11 protein-coding genes are annotated in these 23,185 nt (G+C 59.2%); 3 read left to right on the forward strand and 8 right to left on the reverse strand.

What is annotated here, in order from left to right:
• Nucleotides 1-150 precede the first annotated feature (150 nt).
• Nucleotides 151-2,082 (forward strand): DUF5060 domain-containing protein, encoded by a 1,932-nt coding sequence (locus CMG77_RS08980; RefSeq protein WP_286806235.1) that lies wholly within the window; start codon nt 151-153, stop codon nt 2,080-2,082.
• A gap of 164 nt (nt 2,083-2,246) precedes the next feature.
• Here CMG77_RS08980 and pelA read toward each other — a convergent pair whose 3' ends face one another.
• On the reverse strand, nt 2,247-3,800 hold the full coding sequence (gene pelA, locus CMG77_RS08985) for a pectate lyase (protein WP_286806237.1): 1,554 nt from the start codon (nt 3,798-3,800) through the stop codon (nt 2,247-2,249).
• 507 nt (nt 3,801-4,307) lie between these two features.
• Here pelA and CMG77_RS08990 point away from each other — a divergent pair.
• Complete coding sequence (locus CMG77_RS08990) at nt 4,308-5,864, forward strand: GGDEF domain-containing protein (RefSeq protein ID WP_286806239.1); 1,557 nt, start codon at nt 4,308-4,310, stop codon at nt 5,862-5,864.
• Between the two features lie 3,076 nt (nt 5,865-8,940).
• Nucleotides 8,941-9,894 (forward strand): sialidase family protein, encoded by a 954-nt coding sequence (locus CMG77_RS08995; RefSeq protein ID WP_502691817.1) that lies wholly within the window; start codon nt 8,941-8,943, stop codon nt 9,892-9,894.
• A 65-nt stretch (nt 9,895-9,959) separates the two neighbouring features.
• Here CMG77_RS08995 and CMG77_RS09000 read toward each other — a convergent pair whose 3' ends face one another.
• The 7 genes from CMG77_RS09000 to tssE all read right to left on the reverse strand — a co-directional run bounded on the left by CMG77_RS09000 (nt 9,960) and on the right by tssE (nt 23,175).
• Nucleotides 9,960-12,065 (reverse strand): cellulase family glycosylhydrolase, encoded by a 2,106-nt coding sequence (locus tag CMG77_RS09000; protein WP_502691811.1) that lies wholly within the window; start codon nt 12,063-12,065, stop codon nt 9,960-9,962.
• Nucleotides 12,066-13,307: 1,242 nt separating this feature from the next.
• Nucleotides 13,308-16,178: a tetratricopeptide repeat protein gene (locus CMG77_RS09005; RefSeq protein WP_286904190.1), complete on the reverse strand. Its 2,871-nt coding sequence runs from the start codon at nt 16,176-16,178 to the stop codon at nt 13,308-13,310.
• On the reverse strand, nt 16,165-17,001 hold the full coding sequence (locus CMG77_RS09010) for a tetratricopeptide repeat protein (protein ID WP_286806247.1): 837 nt from the start codon (nt 16,999-17,001) through the stop codon (nt 16,165-16,167). The genes CMG77_RS09005 and CMG77_RS09010 overlap by 14 nt, the downstream gene beginning before the upstream one ends.
• A gap of 49 nt (nt 17,002-17,050) precedes the next feature.
• The gene (tssH, locus tag CMG77_RS09015; RefSeq protein ID WP_286904191.1) at nt 17,051-19,696 is read right to left on the reverse strand and encodes a type VI secretion system ATPase TssH; all 2,646 of its coding nucleotides are present in this window, start codon (nt 19,694-19,696) and stop codon (nt 17,051-17,053) included.
• A 35-nt stretch (nt 19,697-19,731) separates the two neighbouring features.
• On the reverse strand, nt 19,732-20,868 hold the full coding sequence (gene tssG / locus CMG77_RS09020) for a type VI secretion system baseplate subunit TssG (protein ID WP_286904193.1): 1,137 nt from the start codon (nt 20,866-20,868) through the stop codon (nt 19,732-19,734).
• Entirely contained in the window at nt 20,859-22,685 is a 1,827-nt protein-coding gene (tssF, locus tag CMG77_RS09025) for a type VI secretion system baseplate subunit TssF (protein WP_286904195.1), read from the reverse strand. The genes tssG and tssF overlap by 10 nt, the downstream gene beginning before the upstream one ends.
• Nucleotides 22,678-23,175 (reverse strand): type VI secretion system baseplate subunit TssE, encoded by a 498-nt coding sequence (gene tssE, locus CMG77_RS09030; RefSeq protein WP_286904197.1) that lies wholly within the window; start codon nt 23,173-23,175, stop codon nt 22,678-22,680. Before tssE ends, tssF begins: the two co-directional genes overlap by 8 nt.
• Nucleotides 23,176-23,185: the final 10 nt, after the last annotated feature.

Below are 23,185 nucleotides of genomic sequence, written 5' to 3' on the forward strand. Positions count from 1 at the left end.
AACAACAGATCGGGCCTTATACCGCCCGAAAATAGCCGGAAATTCCGATTTTTCGAGTACACATCAAATTGCGCTGCGATTAATCAGAGTTTCCTTAAGGGCGGTTCTGCTAGTATCCCTGCATCATAAGTAAATCGATAAGGGGTCGTTATGAACCGTCTTTCCCGCCTGTGCCTGTCGGCACTCCTGTTGTTCACTCTGGTGGCCTGCGCCACGTCCTCCGATCAGCCCAATGAGGCCAGCGTCCGCACCTGGGAGATGCAGCAACTGGTTTTCCACGCCGAGAACCCCTACGACAACCCCTACATCGAAGTGGACGTCTGGGTGCAGCTCAAGGGGCCCGATTTCGACAAGCGGGTGTACGGCTTCTGGGACGGCGGCAACCGCTTTGTGGTGCGCCTGGTGGCCACGGCACCGGGGGACTGGTCCTGGGAAGTCGGTTCAAACCAGCCGGACGATGCCGGGTTGAACGATCGCAGCGGGCGCTTTACCGCCACCGGCTGGAGCGAAGCGGAAAAGCGGGAGAACCCCAACCGGCGCGGGTTTGTGCGCGTCAGCGACAATGGCCACGCGCTGGAATACGCCGATGGCACGCCGTTTTTTATGGTGGGCGACACCTGGCTGGCGGGGTCCACCTGGCGGCTGCCGTTCCGCAACGCCGCCACGTCCGATGAGTACGAACCCGGTCCCGGCATAGGGTTCGAGGATGCGGTCAATTACCGCAAGAACCAGGGGTTCAATTCCGTCAGTATGATCTCGGCGTTCCCCAACTGGGAGGCGGACCTGAACCCGAGCACCTATGCCGATGAGAACGGTATTTACCTGCGCAACGCCTGGGAGAAGTTCGGCTACGATGTGTCCGATGAGCAGGGCACCGATGCGTCGGGTGGCGTAAGTTACTGGGGCACCTTCACCGCCAAGAATATGCGCGATGAGTACGGTCATCTGCCGTTTGCGCCCTCCGACCAGCACCCGGGGGTGTCGGACTTCAATCGTCTGACGCCGGCTTACTTCCAGAGCCTGGATAAAAAAATGGCGCACCTGTCCGAGGTCGGTTTTGTGCCGCTGCTGGAAACCGTGCGTCGGGATGTCGGCCCGTCCTGGGATGCCTATTTTGATTTCAAAGAGAGCTTTGCCCGCTTCGCGCAGTATCTGATTGCCCGCTATGGGGCCTACAACTTTGTGTTCAGCGGCATTCACCTGGACTGGGTGCCGGAAGACTTCAGCCTGACCGCCGATCAGTTTAACGAGGCGCTCACTTACCACCAGGAGACCTATGGTCGCCCGCCCTTTGGTCAGATTCATACCGTGTTGATCGATCGGGCCACTCATACCACCCTGGGCTCCGGTGATGAGGTGCCCTGGCTGGATATGCACAGCGTGGGTAACAAGCCCCGGGATCATCGGGTCGGGGAAAACCTGGAGGCGCAGTTCTTCCTGGAAAATCCGCCCAAACCGACCATCAACTTCGAGCCCTATTACACCGGTTGGCTGCATGAGATCAATAAACCCGGTGGGGAAGAGCCTCCGCCCAACTCGCAACGGGACAATTATTTTGCCCGGGCGCAGATGTTCGGCTCAGTGTTGTCCGGTGGCTTGGCAGGGCACGTACACGGCACCGCCGCCTACGATATCACCACCACGGGCGAGCCCGATGGGGCGCGGCCGCATATCTGGGATGCGCTGCGCTATCAGTCAGCGAATTATATGCAGCACCTGGAGAGCTTTATGCTCTCCGAGGGTAAGCGCTATCAGGATCTGGTTCCCGTCACCGCCGACATCGCGCCGCGTAAAGCACCCAATGCACCGGAGGATGGTCTGGACGGATGGTCTTATATGATGCGCACCGCCGAGGCGGATCTGGCGATGCTGTATTTTGAGAATGCGTCGGTGGCGCCCAGGCTCAGCGGATTCACGCCCGGTGCGTCTTATGCCATGCAGTGGTTTGATCCGATCAGCGGTGATTGGCTCAATCGGATGTCTGTGATGGCGAATGAATCGGGTGAAATTGAGATTGCCGCCTTCCCCGCCGGTTCGGCTCTGGCGGAGCGGGATTGGGCGTTGAAGTTGAAGCGCCAATAGTTTGTGTGGATGTGATGTCAGGGCTGTGTCGGATTACGCGCTGGGCGCTAATCCGACCTACGAGTCTGAGATCACACGTCCAGTGACGATCAGCACCACCCGGTGCCCCGTAGGGCGGATAAGGCCGAAGGCCGCATCCGCCGCTCCTCGGTATGCGCTACCAATCAATACCCAACCCGATCCGCATAAGAAATGATTTTCTCTCCGTAGCTCCCGCCCCAACTGTAGCCGTTACGCCGCTCTGCAGAGATCTCCATGATGTCGTAATACTTGCCGCCATCCCGATCACTGAAGAAGCCTTCGTTGGTATTCAGGTCGTAGAAGCGGTACCACATACGGTCGCCTTCGCTGTAGACAATCTTCTCTTCCACCGAGCTGTCGTACCGGTGGTCGTCCAGATAGGTGCCCTCGCTGCGGAACCAACCAATAGCGGCCTTTACGGCGGCTTCCACTTCGGGCGTCTGCGGTTGGGTCATCAAAAACGCGATAATTTCGACCGACTCGCTGCCGCTAAGGGATTCAAGTTCATAGGCACGCGCGGCCTTGGGTAGGTAGTCGTCCTTACCGTGCTGGGCGCACCAGACGGTCAGCTCGCCGTTCTGCTCCCACTGGGACTGAAGAATATAATCCACGCCCCGTTCAATCGCGTGTGCCATGGCCGCCCGGTCGGAGTCGGTGAACAGGTCGGTATCGAAGGGCGCGCTTTCCAGGTTGGCGTGATAGAGCGCCGTGAGCACCCGGGTCATGGCGTTGTCGTTGAAGGTGACGTGATCCGAATAACCACCTCGCAGCGGATAGTACTGGGGCCAGCCGCCGGTGTCGTACTGGGCATCGAGGAGGTAGTTCATGGCCTTGCGCACGCCATCCCGGTAGCGGGTTTCACCGGTGTCTTTATAGACTTGAGCCAGGTAAATCATTTCGGTGACGGTGGCGCCGTTGTCGATGGTGCCCAGGTCATTGCCGCCGCTACCCTCGAACTCGTAGTCCTGGTTTTTCGGCCAGCCGCCGTGGTCGTACTGGTACGAGAGAACGATGTCGGCCTTGTCCTGACTCCAGGCAAAACGGGCGCTGCGGAACCGGCTGTGCACCGGGTTGCCGTCCTGCGGGAGCAGCAGGCCATCGCCATCGCTGTTCACTCCACAATCCACCGCGGTGGGGGTGACGCCGATGACCGTCAGGGCGTCCACATTCGGTAGGCCGTCCACGCCGGTCGCGACCAGGCCAATGTCGTTGTCACCGGCGTCGAGTTCCACCGTCTGGGATTCAGTGGTCCAGCTGGTCCAGCTACCGGTGGTGGCAAACTCAAACTCACCGGCGTCGGCGTCATTCACCTGAATGTCGCCGGGGCGTGTATTGAGTGAGGTGTATCTCACCTCCAGCGCGTAGTGACCCGCCTCGGGCACATTGACCCGGTAGGTGATGGCGCTATCGGGAACATTGTCGGTATTGGAAAAGCCCGGGCCGGTGAACCCTTCGTTGTCGCTGTCGACCGTGCCGTCGAGTCGGCAGAAGCCGGTATCGTACTCCTGAATGGTCAGGCTGTTTTCGTCGCCCTGTGTGGTCTCACTGGAGGATTGAGAGGATTCGGACGCGCTGGATGCCGTCGAGCTACTGCTGCTTGAACTGGAAGAGGCATTGTCCGGTGCGGAATCTGATCCGCCGCAAGCGACCAGAAGGCCGCTCATTATCACCGCAAAGGTGAGGGGTTTGATGATCATAATTGACTCTCTCACTATTTTTTATTGGAGATTGTTTGGCCGGCTGGCGGCCATTTTTTTGCTTTAGGGGTACTTAAAAACGACGGGTATTCGACTGCCCTTTCGCTGTAACCGATCAAATATCCGAGGTTTCCCTTTGCCGGTCAAGGGCCTGAAAATAAGCTGTGTTTCACTGTAACCGATACGCACCCTGACAGTGCTGCGCCTGCCACCGTCGCAGAGCCGCTATATGAAAATCAGATAAAATGTTCTGTAACCGGATTCACAAAGGGCGGCGGCGGGCGATGCCTCATAAGTTGCTTTACGCGCCGGTAAGGCTATAGTTGTTTAATGGGGTCGAATAACAGACGTATTGCCACAGGGGCGATAATGGAGTCAATGGGAGTGTTTTCAGGAGGCGATTTCCGGGCATGGACGACACTTTTAGTCCTGGTTTCTCTGCTGCTGGGAGTGTCGGGTATTGCCGCTGCGAAGGATGAGTCGGCGTTGGTTGAGGTGGCTATTCAATTGAAGTGGCGCCACCAGTTTCAGTTCGCTGGGTATTATGCCGCGATCGAGCAAGGTTACTATCGGGATGCAGGCCTGAACGTGACGCTGTATGAGCGCAGTGAAAGCCGATCGCCCATTGACCAACTGATGAGTGGTCGAGTGGAATTCGCCGTGGCGGATACCGGGGCATTGATTTACCGCGCCTCGGGTGTACCGCTGGTGGCGCTGGCGGCGATTTTTCAGTCCTCGCCTTCAGTGTTGGTGACCCGCGCGGATGGGCCGATAGACTCACTTTACGACCTGAAAAATCAGCCCGTGATGCTCAGCGGCGGCTACATGAATGCGGAGTTGCTCGCGATGCTGGCCAACGCCGGAATGGCGGTGGATGATGTTCAGGTGGTGCCGAGTGAAACCTCGCTGGAACCGCTGATCTCCGGGGAGGTGGCAGGTTATAACGGGTACAGCACGAATGAGCCCTTCGAGTTTACCCGCCGTTCCATTCCCTACCGGGTATTTCGTCCGAGCGATTACGGTATCGACTTCTACGGCGATATTCTTCTCACCACGGAAACGATGCTGAATACCGCCCCCGATGTGACTAGGAATTTTCTAGAGGCGACTCGACGGGGCTGGGATTACGCCCTGACCCATCCGGACAAAGTGGTGGACCTGATCCTGCGGGATTACAACACTCTTGGTAAAAGTCGGGAGCACTTGATGTTCGAGGCGGAAGCTTCGAAATCACTGATACTGCCCAATGTGGTTCCCGTCGGCTACATGAACGAAGAGCGGTGGCGACATATAGAGTCGGTGTTTCGCGACCAGGGATTGCTGACCGGGGAAGTGGATCTGAATGCCTTCCTCTACAGTGCGGAACCGGACTCCCTGTTTGATGAGCTGTTCTGGGCCCACCGGTGGTATTGGCTGGTGGCGTTGGTGTCGATGGTCGGCCTTGCGCTGCTGCTGCACGCGCGGCGGCTCCATGCGGAGGTGGCCGTACGCACGCGCCAGCTCAGCGATGCCAAACAGCAGGCGGAGCAGGAAGCGCGAACCGATTACCTCACCAACCTGCCGAACCGTCGGCATCTGCTCGAGTGTCTGGTTCGTTATTCCGCTCAATCGCAACGTCATGATCTGCCCCTGTCTTTGATCATGATTGATGTCGATTACTTTAAGCGAGTCAACGACCAGTACGGCCACGCCGCCGGCGATGAGGCGCTGCGGCAGGTGAGCGCTTTGCTGGCAGAGTCGGTACGCACCGGTGATATGGCCGCGCGCATGGGGGGAGAGGAGTTCGCCATAGTCTGTCTCAACAACGATGCTCAAGAAGCGGTAGCGCTTGCGCAGAGACTCTGCCAGGACATTGCGAGCACACCAGTTACTTTTGGCAGCACTGAGTTCAGCCTGACCGTCAGTATGGGCATCGCGGTGTATGAACACGGCGAAGCGGTCTCATCCCTGTTACAGAAGGCCGATCTGGCCCTATACCAAGCCAAAGCCGGTGGTAGAAATCGGGTGCAAACCTGGCAAGCGGAGGGGGACGTGCCTTCTGGTCCCCGCGCGGCAAGTCCGTGACAAGNCGANAANNCTCATAATATACTGCCCGAGAGAACTGTGAGAGATCCTGCACCATAGCAGGGCAAACCACCCCTATAAAAAACATCTGGTGGATANTATGACAATCAACCCTCNTCCCGGCCGGTGGCTGGGTGTGCTCCTGTGNGCCAGTCTCGCCTCCGAGGTGCTGGCTCAAGATCCCGTTGTGAAAGTGGACCTGGACTTTGCCGGNCGNCAGACNTCGGAAGTCAATGAACCGGGTTATACGCCCTGGTCCATCGGTAGTGTCAGCACCGCNAGCGAAACCTTCGACGGTGTGAGCGTGANGTTTACCCAAAGCGGTGGTGTCGGCCTGCGCTCGAACTGGTTCAAAACCCATATTCNANCNCCCTATNTCGCCCGATTGGTGAGCGANGGCCTTCTGGTGGATTTCGGTGACGGNGAACCACAGAAANANGGNGCCATCACCATGACGCTGTCGGNTTTGCCCGCCGGTGAGCACAGCCTGCTGGTNTATCTGAANTCGGTTGANGGCTGGGCCGACACCACAGTGGCGCCNCTGGATATTTATGTGGATGGTGTTCAGGTCGAGAACGACCTGGCCATGACCAANCGCGTCGAGGANAACACCGCGGCGCAGACGGCGTACCTGACGTTCGACAGCANGGGTGACGATGTTGAAGTTCGGTTCGAGGCCGANACTGNCGCNGGCGCGGACATTGAANCCGTGGTGATCAATGGCTTTGANTTGAANACGCCCAATGTGGCCCANCANGCCCGACAACCCCTCCCGNCCGACGGTGATCGACATGTCGAAACAACCGACGGCCACCTGACANTGANCTGGACNCCGGGTCCGGACGCGGTNGCCCATGAGGTGTANTTCGGGACCGATGAGGCTCTGGTGAGTGACGGCGACAGCTCGGTTTATNGNGGGCGNCANACGANCAGTGAGTTTGCACTGCAGGGGCTGTACAGTCGCGAAGAGTATTTCTGGCGGGTGGATCAGGTNGACCAGNAGGACCGGATCACNCGCGGNAATGTCTGGTCNTTTCAGCCNCGTCAGCTCGCCTTTCCCGACGCCGANGGCTATGGTCGCTTTGCACTGGGTGGTCGTGGCGGTCAGGTAGTGAAAGTCACCAACCTGAACGACAGCGGCCCGGGCAGTTTGCGCGCGGCGGTGGAAAACGATATNGGNCCGCGCACNATTGTGTTCGACGTGTCTGGCATNATTCATCTGGAATCGCGNCTGACCATCAGTGATTCATATGTGACTGTGGCGGGACAGACCGCGCCCGGCAAAGGCATTGTGGTACGGGGCGCACCCTTNGGGGTCAGTGGTGCCAGTGACGTGGTGATGCGTCATATCCGGGTNCGNCTGGGGGCCGGCACCACNTACGATGGCATCGGTCTGCAGGGTGCNGATCACGCNATTGTCGATCACAGCTCGATCAGTTGGACCATCGATGAAGCCTTCTCTTCCCGCAGCGCGCGCAACATCACGTTGCAGCGCACTCTGATTGCCGAAGCATTGAATGTGGCGGNGCATGACAATTACCCCTCGGGCACGCGGCACGGTTACGCNGCCAGTATCAGTGGCGATATTGGCAGCTTCCACCATAACCTGCTGGCCCANAATGAAGGCCGNAACTGGTCGTTGGCCGGCGGGCTGGATGGCAACGGGNACTACGCCGGNCGGTTGGATATTTTCAATAACGTGGTTTACAACTGGCGCAGCCGGACCACCGATGGTGGCGCTCANGANGTGAACTTCGTCAACAATTATTACAAGCCGGGCCCGGCCACCGAAGAAATGTACGCGCTCAATGTGGAGTACGATAATTTCCCCGGAACCCAGCGTTACTACTGCTCCGGTAANGTGATTCCCGGCCGNGCGGACGAGAGCAACCAGACCGCCNTCTGCCGGGTGAAAAGNGGCAGCNCCAACGGTTATGANACCTGGGTGNATGANCCGTTNTTCCCCTCCCGTGCCGAAGTGCACAGTGCCGNCGAAGCCTACAAACGGGTNTTGTCCGATGTGGGGGCCGGGGGCTTGATGCAGGACGATCAGGATCTTCGGGTCATTCAGGAAACGCTNNCCGGNACGNCCANCTACGANGGCAGTTACACCGGNGAGCCGGGNNTGCCCGATCACGAAGACGACGTGGGCGGCTATGAAGATTATCCCTACCTGCAGCGTGATCCCNATTGGGATAGCGACGATGACGGCCTGCCCGACTGGTGGGAAAAACTTCATGGCCTGAACCCGCTCTCCGGNGGCGACGACTTTGCCGATGCCAATGCGGATCCCGANCGGGATGGGTACACCATGTTGGATGAGTACCTGGACTGGATGGCTCAACCTCACACAATGATCCGCGAGGGNGAAACCGCCGAGTTAAATCTTNCCGATCTGTTCCGTGGCTATACCGACGAGCCGGCCTATTCGATCATCTCAGTCAGCAATGGCTCGGTGGCGCTTGAAAATGGCACGGCCTTTTTTACCACCGAGGCGTGCGGTCTGGCGGAGATTGCGTTGAGCGTGGAGGACGCCGACGGTCACNCCATGACTCGAACCGTCCATGTGTTTGTGGACACCGATCCCGCCGGCGAGTGTGAGCGCAGTCCCGAGTATGATGACGNTCATACGCCGGCGGGACCGGCGGATGGACAAAGCGATGAACAACCGGCCCCCGACGGCGGTGATGACGGTGTCGATATGAGTAACGATACAACCAGTGGCGGCGGTGGTAGCGTTTCTTTGACCGGGCTGGTGATGTTGTCGCTTCTGGTCTGGCGTCGTCGCCCGCGAGTTCGGATCAGGATGGCGTAGGGAGAGCGACCGGTAATGCAACAATATAGGATCAAGACGCTTGTGGCTGGCGTGGTGTGGCTGTTGGCAATAACGGGTTGTGCCGGGCCGGAATCGGTACCGTCGGAAGACAGGCGGAGCGCGCCGCTGGTATTGGCACCGGGTGTTTTTGATGCTGAACAACCCGATACCCTGGGACTGTCGTTCGCCTCCGGCCGACAAACCTTTACGGTGTATCGTCCTGGCCCGGAGGACTACCGTTACAACCACGGCGCGGTGGTCATGAGCTTNCAGGGNANGCTNTANGCTCAGTGGCAAAGCTCTCGACGGGATGAAGANGCACCGGAAACCGAGATCCGCTATGCGATCAGTCCGGATCAGGGCGCGAGCTGGAGTCGCCCAAAGACGCTGGCATTGCCCCGAAAAGACGCCACCATCACCAACGGTGGCTGGTGGGTGAGTGGCGATCAATTGGTGGCCTACATCAACGTATGGCCTCATGATGCTGAGCCACGCGGTGGCTTTGTGGAGTACGTTTCCAGCGCTGACGGTGANCACTGGAGTGAACCCCGGCGAGTGATGACCCGCGCGGGCAAACCATTGAACGGCATCCTGGAGCAGGACCTTCGAGCACTCCCTGGGGGGCGTATCCTCACCACNGTACACGAACAGCCCGGGCTGATTGCCACGCCCTGGTTCACCGATGATCCCAGTGGCGTGTCGGGCTGGCAGCGGGGTGAGTTGCCCAATCTGGCGCACGAGCCGGATATCACCCGGGAGCTCGAGCCCAGCTGGTATCGCCGTGGCGATGGCCGCATTGTGATGACTTTCCGCGATCAACAGAGCAGCTTCCGAATTCTGGCAGCAGAAAGTCGTGACCGGGGGGCGAGCTGGACGCAACCGGTGATCACCAACTTTCCCGATTCAAGGGCCAAGCAGAGCGCTGGTAACTTACCGGACGGTTCGGCGTTTATTGTCAATAATCCCAGCGGAAACAAAACCCGGATTCCGCTGACAATAGCGGTGAGCAAAGAAGGGCAGCGTTTTGATCGGGCCTGGCTGGTGCGCGCCGGCGGAGCGGACCTGCAGCCNTGGCGGTACGAGGGAAAGTATAAACGGGCGGGTTACAGCTATCCGAAAAGCTACGTAGACGAAGAGTTTGTTTATGTCGCCTACGCGACCAACAAGGAAGATATCGAAATCACCCGAATACCCATCGGATCTTTGGCTCCTTAAGCGCAAAAAAATCCCCGGGTGGTGAGCCGCCCGGGGATTTTTTCAAGGCTTCAGAAAAACCGGAATCAGATGCCCCACAGGCGGCGCAACATGTCCCACTTCTCCTGTTCGAAGCCTTCCCACTGACCCCAACCACTTTCATTGGAGACCGGGTCGTACGCGTGCTCGTACAGACCACCGGTATCTTCCGATTCGGGGTTGGTGGACCAGTAGCAGCCCTGAATGTCCTTCTCGATCATGTAGTCGACCAGGGTATTCTGCCACTGCATGTCGATACCGGGCTCGACGTGACTCCAGGCTTCACGATGGCGCGGTGGCGCATCGGCGGGCCAGTTTCTATGACCGCCGAACTCACCGATGATCATCGCGTAACCCTGGTCACGCAGATACCCGAAGTGTTCATCCCAACCGGCCTCCAGNCGCTGNGGGTCAATAACAATGTTACAACCGGCTTCGGCCGCTTCGATATCTTCAAGGCCTTCACACTCGGGTTGCGCCGGATCCATGAACTGACGCTGGACAAATACCGACGGACCGTAGGTGTGCGGAGANAGAATCAGGCGCTCCTTGGGAATATCCAGCGGTGCGTCCGCGAAGGGGAAGAAGTTTTCACCCCAATTGGGGTTGGAGTCTTCATCGCCGTGAGGCACTTCGTCACCGGCACTGGTTGAGGTNGCGATGCCTTCAACCATGATCAGAACATCGTCGTTNACCTCGGCAATGGCCTGGTAGGCATTTTCTGACAGACGCTTCCACTCGGCCCAGGTGTAATCCCANGGCTCATTGAAAATGTCGATGGCCATGATGTTATCGACACCCAACTGCTCGGACAGACCGGCGATTTCCCGGAGATCTTCAAGCCACAGCTCTTCGTTGTAAAGATCGACCTGTACGTTCGGGTCGTCTACCGGGCCGCAGGAATAACCTTCGCGCTTGAACTCATAGTTCTCGCGTTCCGCNTCGGCGTAAGGNGGTGTGGCATCCAGCCGGCCCGCGCGCCAGCCCACGTAATTGGAGCAGGAGTGAATGTCGATGATTACGTTGATGCCGTTNTCGTCGGCCTGGACAATGAAATCTTCCAGCGCCTGACGGGCATTTTCCTGACGGACCGACTCGTGGTTTTTCANNACGCCNCCNTCGCGAATGTCACCGATACCCTGGGGATCGTTCGGATCCAGGGTCTGCGGCGCAATGGGCAGACGNATGGTATTGATCCCTTGNGCGGTAATCTCGTCCATGGTCTGCTGGATGGTCCGGCCGGAATCGACCCACCACATGTTGCCGACATACAGCTCCATGGGAGCACCGTCGGCGTTGTTTTCGGCATCGGCAGGCTCGTGTTGGCCTTCAAGACCAAACCANGCAGAACACTGCACCGGGAAGGCGTCACCGTTCTGGGTGATCTGACCGGTTTCGTCAACACGGAACACACCGCCCGCATCCGGCGTGCTGCTGGACGAGCTGGATGAGGAGGAGCTTTCGCTGCTGGATGAGCTCTCACTACTGGACGAACTCTCACTGCTGGAACTGGAAGAGGAGCTGCTGCTTCCGCCNTCGACCGGGCCGTAGGGATCGGGCTGGTCGCTACAGGTGNTCAGGCCGATACAGCTCTGGTTGTCNTCCCAGCCCCAGCCGTTGTCCTGACTGTCACAGAGCGGGTAGAGCGTGCCATACCAATCACACTGTTGACCCGTGGCGCCGTCGNCACTGGATGAAGANCTGGANCTNTCACTGCTGGAGCTCTCACTGCTGGAGGAACTGGACGAGCTGGAAGANCCCNCACCGGTGCAGACGTCACCCGACAGTTCCGGACGCTCAATGGCGCCGCCGTTGGCATCAATCTGCATGCCGAACTCNACGGTCTGACCCGGTTGAATCGTGCCATTCCAACCCAGGTCGGTCGCNGTATAGGGGTTGCTGCCCGATACCTGCGCGTTCCAGCTGTTGGTGACCCGGTTGTTGTCGTAGGTCCAACTGACGTCCCAGCCATTGACGGCGGTGGTGCCGTTATTGGTGATCTCAACGGTGGCNGTGGCACCGCTGCCCCACTCGTTGCTGACAACGTATTCGCAATTTGCCGATTGAGCCATGGCACNNTGTCCCGCCATCGCNAGGCCAAGGCCCAGCATGGCGGCGTAAATGCCATTACGCTTTTGTGTTGTGCTTATCATTTGTAGTTTTCTCCTGGTGTTGCTGAACGGAAAGCAGGNNGNGTGCNCGTTATTGTTATATCGCNCACNCACCTGTCGCCTTGATTGCCTTTNGTCNNNATGACCATAAGGNGCAGGAGATGGTANCNCAAAATNAAAAGNNACAAATGACTGTCTGNNCGGTTTATGACGTATTACTTTTTTTTATTATCCTTAGCGCTTAATGAACGAGACTGTTATTAGGAATTGCAATCCGTTGTCGTTCAAATATTTGTTGTGATGATTTAAATTTTNCGAAANAAGCGAACGCCTTTTNAANCANTTATGNCGCAAGAATATTAATCGTTGTGTTGGGCGTCGCGATCTTCACTGTCGTNCGATTGTTNTTTCGTCTCACGGGGTNAAAGCGGNTCGTANTAATCCGCNAACAAATCGGGAATCAGGATTTTTCGNTCGNCGGATCTGTCGCTCAGCTCGGTATCGNGCCAGGGAATAATGTACAGNAGCTTGGGTAGCTCCCGATTGGAACGGATGCGCGTCGCCTCCATTTCGATTTCGATGCGTGGGCTGTCCTGGGCCGGAACCGGCGAGCTGACCACCAGGAGTGGCAGNAAGCCGNTCAGGAGAGTGAACAGGCGGTACTTCATCCGGCGTGCTCCCGATGTTGTTGACGTTTGAGCGCATTTTTCAACTGTTCGAGCCAGGCGGTNGTGGCGTCGTCCGGCTCCTCGATCAACGCGAGATAGTTCTGNTAGTGATNAATGGCTCGCTCAAGGTCCTGGTAGTAAGTNTCGTANATAAGCGCCAGGTTGTAGTGCGCGTCGGGATAGTCGGNCTCCAGAGCCACTATCCTTTTGAACAGCCGCTCAGCCGATTGTGGTTGATCGGCATTCAGCGCCAGAATGCCGGACAGATTCAACGCTGGAATGCTGTCNGGGTTCAGTTCNCGGGCCCGTGCCAGCGCCTGATCCCGTAATTCCGATTTCTCTAAACGGTGATACAGCGTGGNCAGGTTGGCCCAGAGCTCCGGNTGGTGAGGNCGCTGTTCGATCAGTTGNTCCAGNATGTTCGCCGCCGCATCGTAGCCTCCAGTGGCCGCCCGTGTTGCGGCCCNGTCGGCCTGGCGCTGTTGCTCCTCGCTCAGAGATTGGCGTGCATGGTCGCGCACGGGTCCGGGTTCTGGTCCACTCGTGGTCTGGGTACAGGCACCGAGCAGTGCACTGGTGAAGAGCAATACACACACTGGCCATCGTGTCTTTGTACTCACGGCTGGTCCGCCTCCAGGCGTGCGTTGGTGATTGGTTCTGAGGTGTGGTTTGGTTTTTCTGACTCCGCCATCTTTGGAAATCGAATGCTCATCTTGGCCGGTCGGTCATAGCGAACCGGAAACAGGACGGCCAGGCGCTCCCNACTTTTTGCCAACCAGTCATTGAAGGAAACCGACGCGACACGCCGCAAGTTGCGCTCGTAGAATTCAATCGCCTTGTCTTCAAACGGGAAGGCGCGATCCTCCAGAAGAATGTTGTATTGCATCAGTGCCTCGTCGCTCAGTTCCGTGGGCCGGTCTGACTCCAGTAAGTCCCGCGCCAGGGTTTCGTAGATGCGGCCAATCTGATGGGTGGATTCCGATGCAATGTCCGTCAGGCCGTANGAAGCTGCGCGGGCATAGTGCTGGATGGCGTTCTGCATGTGTCCGGTTTTCTCCGAGAGGCTTCGGTCCAGCGGCAGGCTCAAACGGGTCGCCTTGAAGTGTTCGTGGTGATCGCGCCCCAGGCCGAGTGCGGCGGTGGCGGCCAGGCGTCGCGTCCGGTCGGTNNTGGCNTGATCCGGTTGCTGTCGGTCCCGGGTCAGGATTTGTTGTTGCCAGTACGCCCGCTTCTCCGGTTCGCCGGATTCAGTGTACAGCGTCACCAGGTGGTTCATGGCCTCGGCGTTCTCCGGATAGGGGTTCGGGTAGCGATGGGCGTAACGGCGGAAGGCATTGATCGCGGCGTCCCGATCGCCCTGTTCAAGATAGAGTTGAGCGGCCTTCCACTGCGCGGCCCGTTGAGCGCGACCGTCCTGTTCGGTGCCCGCCAGGCGTTCATACTGACGAGCGGCCCGGTCGGTCTGACCGCTGGCCAGATAGGCGGTACTCAACTGACGTCCTGCATCGACCCGCAATTCGTGTTCCGGGTATACGGTCTGAAAGCGCTGAATCAGGGCGATGGCCAGGCCCCAGTTTTCGTATTCGCCCGCCAGTGACAGGGCGTTGTACAGTCCGCGCGCGGCGTTGTCGCTGTCGGGGTAAGCTTCGTGAATGCGTCGGAAATGATCAATGGCGGCGTCCCATTCCTGTCGACGCTCCGCTTGTTCCGCCTGCCGGTACACGCTCAACGACCAGCGCGCTTCGGTCAGCGAGCGGGTTTCGTCCGACAGTGCCGGGAGACTGAGTAACTGCCGGGCGACCTGTTCCGCCTCGGCGTAACGCTGCTGATCGAGATGACTCTGCAAAATGAGCGAGTAAGCCTCCTGTTGAAGGGGCGGGTGATTCTGGGCAAAGCGCGCCAGTTCAATCGCCTCATCGTAGGCATTGGCCCTGAACGCGTGGCGGGCGGCCTGCCAGGCAACGGAAGGCGTGCGCGGGTCGCTGGGGTAGAGCCGGGCGAAGGCCTGTGCGTAGCGCAGGTTGCGGGCGAGCCAGCGCTCCGGTTGTTGACCGGTCAATTCATCAAGCAGCGCCAAGGCCGCATAGGCCGCGTCCTGGTTGAGAATGACCGAGCCATCGAACGCCGCCCGCTCGTACTGCAGAAAGGCCGGTTCGATTTGTCCGGCTTCTGCCAACAGATCGCCGTAGAGCAGCGTAATCCCGTCCTGCTGGGCATAGCTGGCAAAGTGCTCGAGATACCGTTGGTACCATTGCTGCGCCTGCCTCAAATGCGCGTCTTCGGGTTGCTGTTGGTAGCGACTGTGATAATGGCGGGCCACTTGCGTCCACTGATGGCGAAGGGCTTCCGTGGTGTTCTTTTCCAGCGCCGGATTGCTCTTGTTTCCGGCGGTGAGCGTTCGATAGCGTTGGTAGTCCCGGTAAGCGGTTTCACTGGCTTGCAGAGCCGCCTCAGTGAACCCGTGCTCCTGCCAGAGAGAGACGATGTGCGCCCGGGCCCGCAGGCTCAGCAGAGGCTCCGGCCCGGCGGCGATCAGTGCCTGCCACTCGGCCACGGCATCGCTGATACGCTCCTGGTCTTCAAGCTGAGTGGCGCTGGCGTGGTAGGGGGCGTAGAGGTCCGTCAAACCGTGTTTCCGGAACAGATCAACGACCGGTGTCGATTGGGGGTAGCGCTGCATGGCCAACGCCAGGGAGCGGTAATATTCGTTATAGATGACCTGCTGGTCGGCGTTCAGTGGGTTCTCGAATTGCTCGGCCAGGTCCGGAAAATCCTGCGCGTGTATGACCGCGATGTAATCTTCCAGAGCGGGTTCATACAGGGACTGTTTGTAGCGCGACCAGCCGCGCTTGAACAGCGCCCGCTCGTGAAATCCGGTGTCCTGGCTGCTGTGCAGTGCCGCGGTGTAGGCAATTTCCGCCGCCAGGTAGTCACCGGCGCTGAACGCCGCCTCGGCAAGCCGGAACTGCGTTTCAGGATACAACTCAGATTCGGGGTGGCGTCGCGCCAGGGCCTCCAGGGCCTGCAAGGACGCATCGTGATTGCCCAACAGGTCGTGACTTTTAGCGAGTTGATAGAGCTTGCGGTCGTTGCCGGGCGCCTCCGGGAAATCGGCCAGCGCCAGAGTCAGCAGCTCGACGGTGCGTTCCAGGGTGGCGCGATAGCGCTGGTCTTCCTGATAGTCGTCCTGTTGGGTCCAGCGCTCGCTCTCCTTCAGTTCCAGCTCGGCCAGGCGGGCCAGGGCCTGGTTACGGCTGTGATCGTGCTCCGGTGCGTTGTTCAGGAATTCATAGTAAGCGCTCTTGGCGTCGGCGTCCGAGATCTGCCCGATGACCGGGGCACTGTGGTAAGTTGAGGGGGAGCGGTCGAGCTGCGCGAGCGTGGCCCGCTCAGGCGGTTGGGAAGCGCAACCGGCCAGTACCAGGGTAGCCGGTGCGATGGCGTGCCACAGTGTGCGCGGGCGAAAAGACGAGTTAACGGCGATCATAGATGGTGGCCAGTCCGTATTGGCTTTGACTGATCAGCGTGTTCAGCCGGTTCTGTTGAGCTTCCAGCGACTGGGTGTCCGCTGCGTCGGGCGAACGCTGCGCCAGCGCTTTTTGTGTCTGCTGTAACTGGTGTTGATAGTGCAGCAGGGCTTCCCGGTAATTGGCTTCGGCCAGCTTGAGCCGGTTCATCCGGTCATAAGTAAAAGCCACCAGAAAAGCGCCCTCGGGAATCTCTTCCGCATGCTTCTCCTTGAGCCGTCGGAAGGCATTGAGCGCGCCGCCGTGGTCTCCCAGGTGCAGCGCCGTCAGGCCGATGCCCCGCCAGGCGTGAGCGCGGTGACGACTGTTCTGATCGATGGTGCCGAAGGTGGTTCGGGCATCGCGGTAGAACCCCTGTTGCAACTGGGACATCCCCAGCATCATGCGCCAGCGGTTTTTCAGCTCGGCCTCCGGTTCGGCGCGTGCCAGCAGTTGTTCCAACTCCCGATGGGCATCCGACCACCACCCCTGTTTCAAAAATGCGATGGCCAGGTTGGTGCGGGCCTCGAGGTAGACATCACTGTCCGGTTCGATGCGTTCGTATAACGGAATGGCCCGACGGTGCTCGCCCCGAGATTGCCACAGCAGCGCCTCCGCCAGGTGCAGATAGCTTCTTTGAGGCGGGCTCAAGGAATAGTGGTGTTGAAGCGACGGCAGTTGTTCTTCCACCCTGTGCCACTGTGCCTGCCGGACGGCATCACGCAGGTCGCTGAACTGTCGCTCAATGCCCTGATCGAACGATTGGCTCAAGGCCACGGCCGGCAGACACAACAGACCCAGCATAATGAAGAGCCGTTTCCTTGTCGCTGTTGGCATCATGCTGTCAGACCCGTCACGCATCCAACTGGCACNTGAACTGATCCTGTTCATCCACGCCGATACGCACCCGCTGAATCGGCTCGCCGGACACCATTCGGCCGAGGCACTCCGAGGCGATCATCGGAAGCAGNGTGCGGGTCAGGATGTTTTCGATATTCCGNGCNCCGGTGTCCACTTCCTGGCTGCGGGCNATAATGTGCAGNAAGACATCTTCCTCAAAACNGAACTCGGCCCCNTAATGCTCCGCCACNCGGCGACGGATNTTTTCCATGTTGATAGCGCCGATTTTCATCAGGTCTTCATCGCCCAGCGGGTAGTAGGGCACGATGGTGGTGCGCCCGAGGAACGCGGGCTTGAAGTGTCGAAGCAACTGCGGGCGGAAGTTATCCAATAGCACATCGGGCGCAATGGTGTCCTCCTGGGACTGACACAGGGCGCGAATGTGTTCCTCGCCGGCGTTGGAGGTCATGATGATCACGGTGTTACGGAAGTCGATATCGCGCCCTTCGCCATCCTTGATCGTGCCTTTGTCGAACAGGTTGTAAAACACATCCTGTACGCCGGGGTGGGCTTTTTCCATTTCATCCAACAGAATCACACTGTAGGGTTTGCGTCGTACCGCCTCGGTGAGCACACCGCCCTCGCCATAACCGACGTAGCCGGGCGGGGAGCCGAGCAGCATGGAGACTTTGTGTTCTTCCTTGAACTCGGACATGTTGATGACGGTCAGGTTGTGCTCACCACCGTAGAGGGTGTCGGCCAGGGCCAGAGCGGTTTCGGTTTTCCCCACACCGCTGGGGCCGACCATAAAGAAAACCCCGATGGGTTTGCGCGGATCGGTCAAGCCGGCACGGGCGGTGCGAATGCTCTGGGCAATGGCGTCCAGGGCGTGGCGTTGGCCGATGACGCGTTGGTTCAGCGTGTCGCCCAGGTTGAGCACGGATTGAATCTCATCGGACAGCATTTTGCCCAGCGGAATGCCGGTCCAGTTGGATACCACTTCGGCAATGGCCTGGCCGTCGACATGAACCTTGATCATGGGCGTATCGCCCTGCAGGCGGGTCAACTCTTCGAGCAGAGTTTTCAGCTCCGCTCGTGCATTGGCAGCCTCTCCGGAATCACCCTCCGCCTCGTGGTCGGCTTCAATTGTGTCCTGGTGTTGATTGACGGCGGTCACCAACTCCCGTTCTATGTGCCATTGTTGCCGTTGTTGTTCCAGGCGTTGTTCCAGCTCAGCCTGTCGTTGCGTGAGTTCATCGATGCGGTCCTGGCAGTTATCCAGTGCTGCATTTTCCCGGGCGAGAGTGGCCAGGTTTGCGGCGATCTGGTCCAGCTCCCGCTCGGTGTCTTCGATGGGGGCGGGGGTGGCGCTCTGGCTCAGGGCCACCCGGGCACAGGCGGTGTCGAGCAGGCTGACGGATTTGTCTGGCAACTGGCGACCGGGCATGTAGCGGCTGGACAGGCGCACCGATTCGACAATCGCCTCGTCCATGATCCGCACCTTGTGGTGTGCCTGGAGCATGCCAGCGATGGCCCGCATCATATCAATGGCCTTGGTTTCATTCGGTTCCTCCACTTTCACTACCTGAAAGCGCCGGGTCAAAGCCGGATCGCGTTCGAAGTACTTTTTGTACTCGGCCCAGGTGGTGGCGGCAATGGTGCGCAGTTCGCCCCGGGCCAGAGCGGGCTTGAGCAGGTTGGCGGCATCGCCCTGTCCCTCTTTACCGCCGGCACCGATCATGGTGTGCGCCTCGTCGATAAAGAGGATGATCGGCTGGGGCGAGGCTTTGACTTCGGCGATGACAGACTTCAGACGATTTTCAAACTCGCCTTTTACGCTGGCTCCGGCCTGCAGCAGTCCCAAGTCCAGGCTGCGCAGCACTACATTCTTCAGCGGCTCGGGGACATCACCCTTGGCGATCCGCAGCGCAAACCCCTCTACCACGGCGGTTTTCCCGACACCGGCTTCGCCGGTCAGGATGGGGTTGTTCTGTCGGCGACGGATCAGGATATCGACAATCTGACGGACCTCCTGGTCCCGACCCCAGACTGGATCAATTTTCCCATCTTTGGCCGCCTGGGTGAGGTTGACCGTGTACTTGTCCAGACAGGGTGTGTTGCTGGCCTGGGCGGTATTGGAAGGAACTTCGTCCACCCCGTGTTCGGGCGGTAGCTCCNGCGACTCGGCCGTAGTGCCCACCAGTGCCTTGACCAGCTCCCGGACGGATTCCGGAGCGAGTGACTCCAGCGCGGGGCAACTGGCCACGGCCGATCGACGCAAGCTGTCATCCAGGAGCAGAGCGGCCAGCAGGTGAGCACTGGTGACCTGGCTGTGAGCGTANTCCACNGANGCCAGTACCCAGGCCTGCTTGGCCAGCTCTACCACGTTGGGCGATAGTGCGGGTGGACGAGTGCTGCCATTTTTGAGTTGATCCAGTTCGCGATTGAAAGCGCGACTCAGGGTGTCCGGCGACAGCTCGAATTTCTCCAGAATGGCCTGCGCGTCGGTGTCGTCGACCTCGAGCAGTTTGACCCACCAGTGTTCGACTTCCACGTTGTAGTGACCGCGGGACAGGCAGATGCCCGCCGCCCCTTCGAGCGCATTGCGCGTGGTGTTGTTCAGCTTGTTGACGAGAGATTTCAGATCCAGAGTAATCATGTCGACTCCTTGTAGTATGACCGCTGCGTCACCGTTCAGGCGGCGGCACGGCCGGGTCCTTTGGGACGGATTGTATGAGATGTTTGAGACTCCGGCGTCCGGGTGGACACGGGAATATTCTGGGTGGCGTTGGCGCTGTCCGGGCGAGAGGCTGACCGGGGCAGCCGGGAATTCCAGCCGAGCTGCCCCGGCGTGCCAGTGCCGATCGGCAGTTGTTTGGGCAGAGCCTCGGAGCGAACCTTCAGTTGCAGGTTGAACTGATGCTCGCAACCGAGGTACAGCGCACTGAGCTGGTCCATGGCTTTCAGTGCCGGACTGCCCGGTGCAAACCGTTCGGTCTGGGCCCGGTCGAGCGGGCCAATGGTCACGTCCACCTGGTTCTGGGCCAGCCAGGATTTTTGCCCGAGCAATGTCGAACGACCGAGACAGTTATTCTGTCCGCGGGGCTGGGTCAGAGACGGAAGCTGGCAGCGCATGTCCGGCAGCACCTCGCACCAGGCGCCGGAGAAGGTCGAAAGGCTGATGGGAACCTGGAAATAGCCCTGGAGAATCTGCTCGAAATTGTCGACGGTTTTCACCGGCTGTGAAAGCAGTCCGCCGTAATANATCAGTGCCTCGGCGGGAAGATCCGGNTTGTCCGGAAGCAGACGCGGCGACAGCCCCAACAGTGACAGGAGCATCTCGGTGTGTCGGTCTATGGTGGTGGCCGAGCCACGGTGGCGTCGAGCGCGCTCGTATTCCAGGGGCAGGCGATATTTACTCGCCGCCTGCCACAACAGGTTCATGCTGCGATGATTGAACAGATCGAGAAAGCGGGTCAGGGCCGGGTCTTTGGCCTTCTGCCGCTCAAGCAGGAGCTCGGTATAGTGGTNGGGCAGNGGGCCCAGCGCGCCATCCAGACTGAGNAGNTTGGACTGAACCGACCACTGCTCACCGCGTGGCTCAACCTGTTCAATCTCCGCGGCGGGAAACGTCAGGCGGTGCTGGCCGCNGAACCGGATGGCTTCCTGAGAAAGAGGGCGCACATCGACGCCGGGGGCAAAGCGCAGTGGCCGGCGGTGCGGGGACTGCTCCGAAAGGGATGGCTCGGAGCCGTGAAACTCGAGCAGACGCAGTATCTGCAGGGCGCTGAAGGCTTCCGGTTCGGCCTGAAGCTGNGCGATCACAGACATACTTTACCCCCGGNTCGAATNGGCCCGANCCGGTAAAAACCGTCGTAGCCTTTGCGCTTGACCCGAAGCTGACTGAATGAGTTGATGGAGCAGTAGAGCGCAAAGAAATGCTCTAACACCCGAGTGAACAGACACAGACTGACGCCGGACAACAAGCGATCGTCAAGCGTCAGGGTCACTTCCATTCCCCGGCACAGCGTGGGTCGACCGGCGACCTGAATCGGTGCGTTTACCGGCCGGACCTTCAGGTCGGTGATTGCCTCGATCAGGGAGCGATGCGCCGAGGTCTGCCGGTAATCGTACAGGCGCAGAATTTCCCGCAAGGCTTCACCGCTTTCGCCAGCCGTCAGTGAACGCTGGTTCAGTTGCAGGTGAGAGAGCAACTGCCAGCGAGCGGCGTTACCCAATGCCGGACGAATAGTTTCCGTGGGTTGAGTCAGGCACCGGATCTGTCGGGTGGGAGGACTGCCGTCAACGCATTGCAGTTGAGGCTCCCGGTTATTGAACGGAAGTCGTGCCGGTTGGTCCCGGTTGCTGCAGGTGGTGTCGATCAGTAGTGTCTTTTCCCGGGCGGAACTGGGGGAAAACTCCAGATCCACCAGACTGAGAAACACATCGGTGCCCTCATCCCGGTTATCCGGTTTGAGTTTCGCGTGACGCCTCTGGGCGTGCCAGAAGGTCTGATCCTGATGGTAGTGCCGGTCGTGATTGAGCCCGTAAAACGGTCGGTACTCGGCGCTTTTACCGTAGGCGTCTGCGGCGATCACGCGGTCTACCGAAAACACTTCGTAGCCCGAGGGCCGACGGATGTCGGGCTGAATCTGGTACTCGTACTGACGGTGATCCAGATCAATCGGGTCGGCCTGATGTTCGAACAGATTGACCACNGGTGTGCAACCGGTGACAAAGTGCGCCGCGTTGATGTGATGCTCCAGCTCCACATCCGCATCAGCGAGGTAAAGGTACAATTCCAGGGAGTCGAGGGTCGGTGACAGGCGGGACAGGTCCAGTCCCTGTATGTCCACGAAGAGAAACTTTTCGGGAAAAGCAAAATACTCGGTCAGCAGTCGGTACCCGAGGAACGCATTGTCGGGGTAGGGCAGGAGTCCTTCGTTTTTGCCGAAGCCGACCGGTTGCACCTGGTCACCACCGAGAAAGACGGGACGGTTGGTGCCATCGCTCAACACCAGGTTCTCACACCGATTGATCAACAACTCGTACAGCGGGTGGATGTATTGGGGTTGGCCCTTTAGATAAAACCGCAGCGACCGGGGCAGACTCTCGGCCAGTTTGGCGCCCTCCAGGAGCGGCGTCAGGCGAATCTTGAGCACGCTGGCCGCGCCGCGCATTCGATCCGCCCCGGGAGTGTTGAAGGGGCGACCCATCAGTTGTGCCTCGGCCACTTCGACCGGTGTCAGGGTGGTGTCATAGCAGGTGCTGAAGCGACACTTTTCGCCCTTGAAGGAACGGGTGTCGAGCTCGGTGCCCTTGGGAACCACAAAGGGCCGTTCAAGCTGTTCCGGGTCGGGCTCGAAGCGCACAATGCTCATGGCCGGAATTGGCCGCTGATAGTGGGGAAACAGGGTGCCGAGCAATGCGTCGCTGAATTCGGGGAAGTCATCGTCAAGGCGATGCTGAATGCGCGCATTGAGATAGGCAAAGCTTTCCACCAACCGGGACACATGGGGGTCCTCGATAGTTTCGGTGGAGATACCCAGGCGACTGGCGATTTTCGGGTTCTCTTTGGCGAACTCGGCGCCCATTTGCCGAATGTAAGCCAGCTCGCGCTCATAGTAAGGCAGCAGTTCATCAGCCATGGAGCGACTCCTTGACGTTCACGCTGCGTGAGACCGGCTCGAGAATCGAGTCGAACACCACGCTTTGCGGCGCTGGGTCGGCCCATAGCACCGCATCAATACGAAAGCGCAGCGTTCGGTCGGTGCGCTCCCGGTTCTCGAGGTGAGTCACCCGCACGCTTTTGAACCGGGGTTCATACTCCCGCAGTATGCGTTCGAGCTGTTGCACAAAGCGCTGCTTTTTTTCGGCGTCGGAAATGTTCACGGTTGCCAGGTCCGGTAGGCCGTANTTGAGCAGGGAGTGGGTAGCTTCCGGACACTCCTGCGGGGGCTCGATCATGCAGAAACGGCTGTTGAGCAGATTCTCCAGATCTCGCCGCACGCTCTGGCGTAGTTCGCTCAGGTACTGGTGGCGTGCCGGCGCGGGCTCGCGCACAGCCTGTGGGTCGTGATCAAGCAGGCGATCCAGGATGGATGGGCGCAGCTCGCGGGTTTTTGCGATATGACTCATGATTCCCTCT

Origin of the sequence: Marinimicrobium sp. (assembly GCF_002695945.1) — a bacterium.
GTDB classification, from domain to species: Bacteria; Pseudomonadota; Gammaproteobacteria; order Pseudomonadales; family Cellvibrionaceae; genus Marinimicrobium; species Marinimicrobium koreense.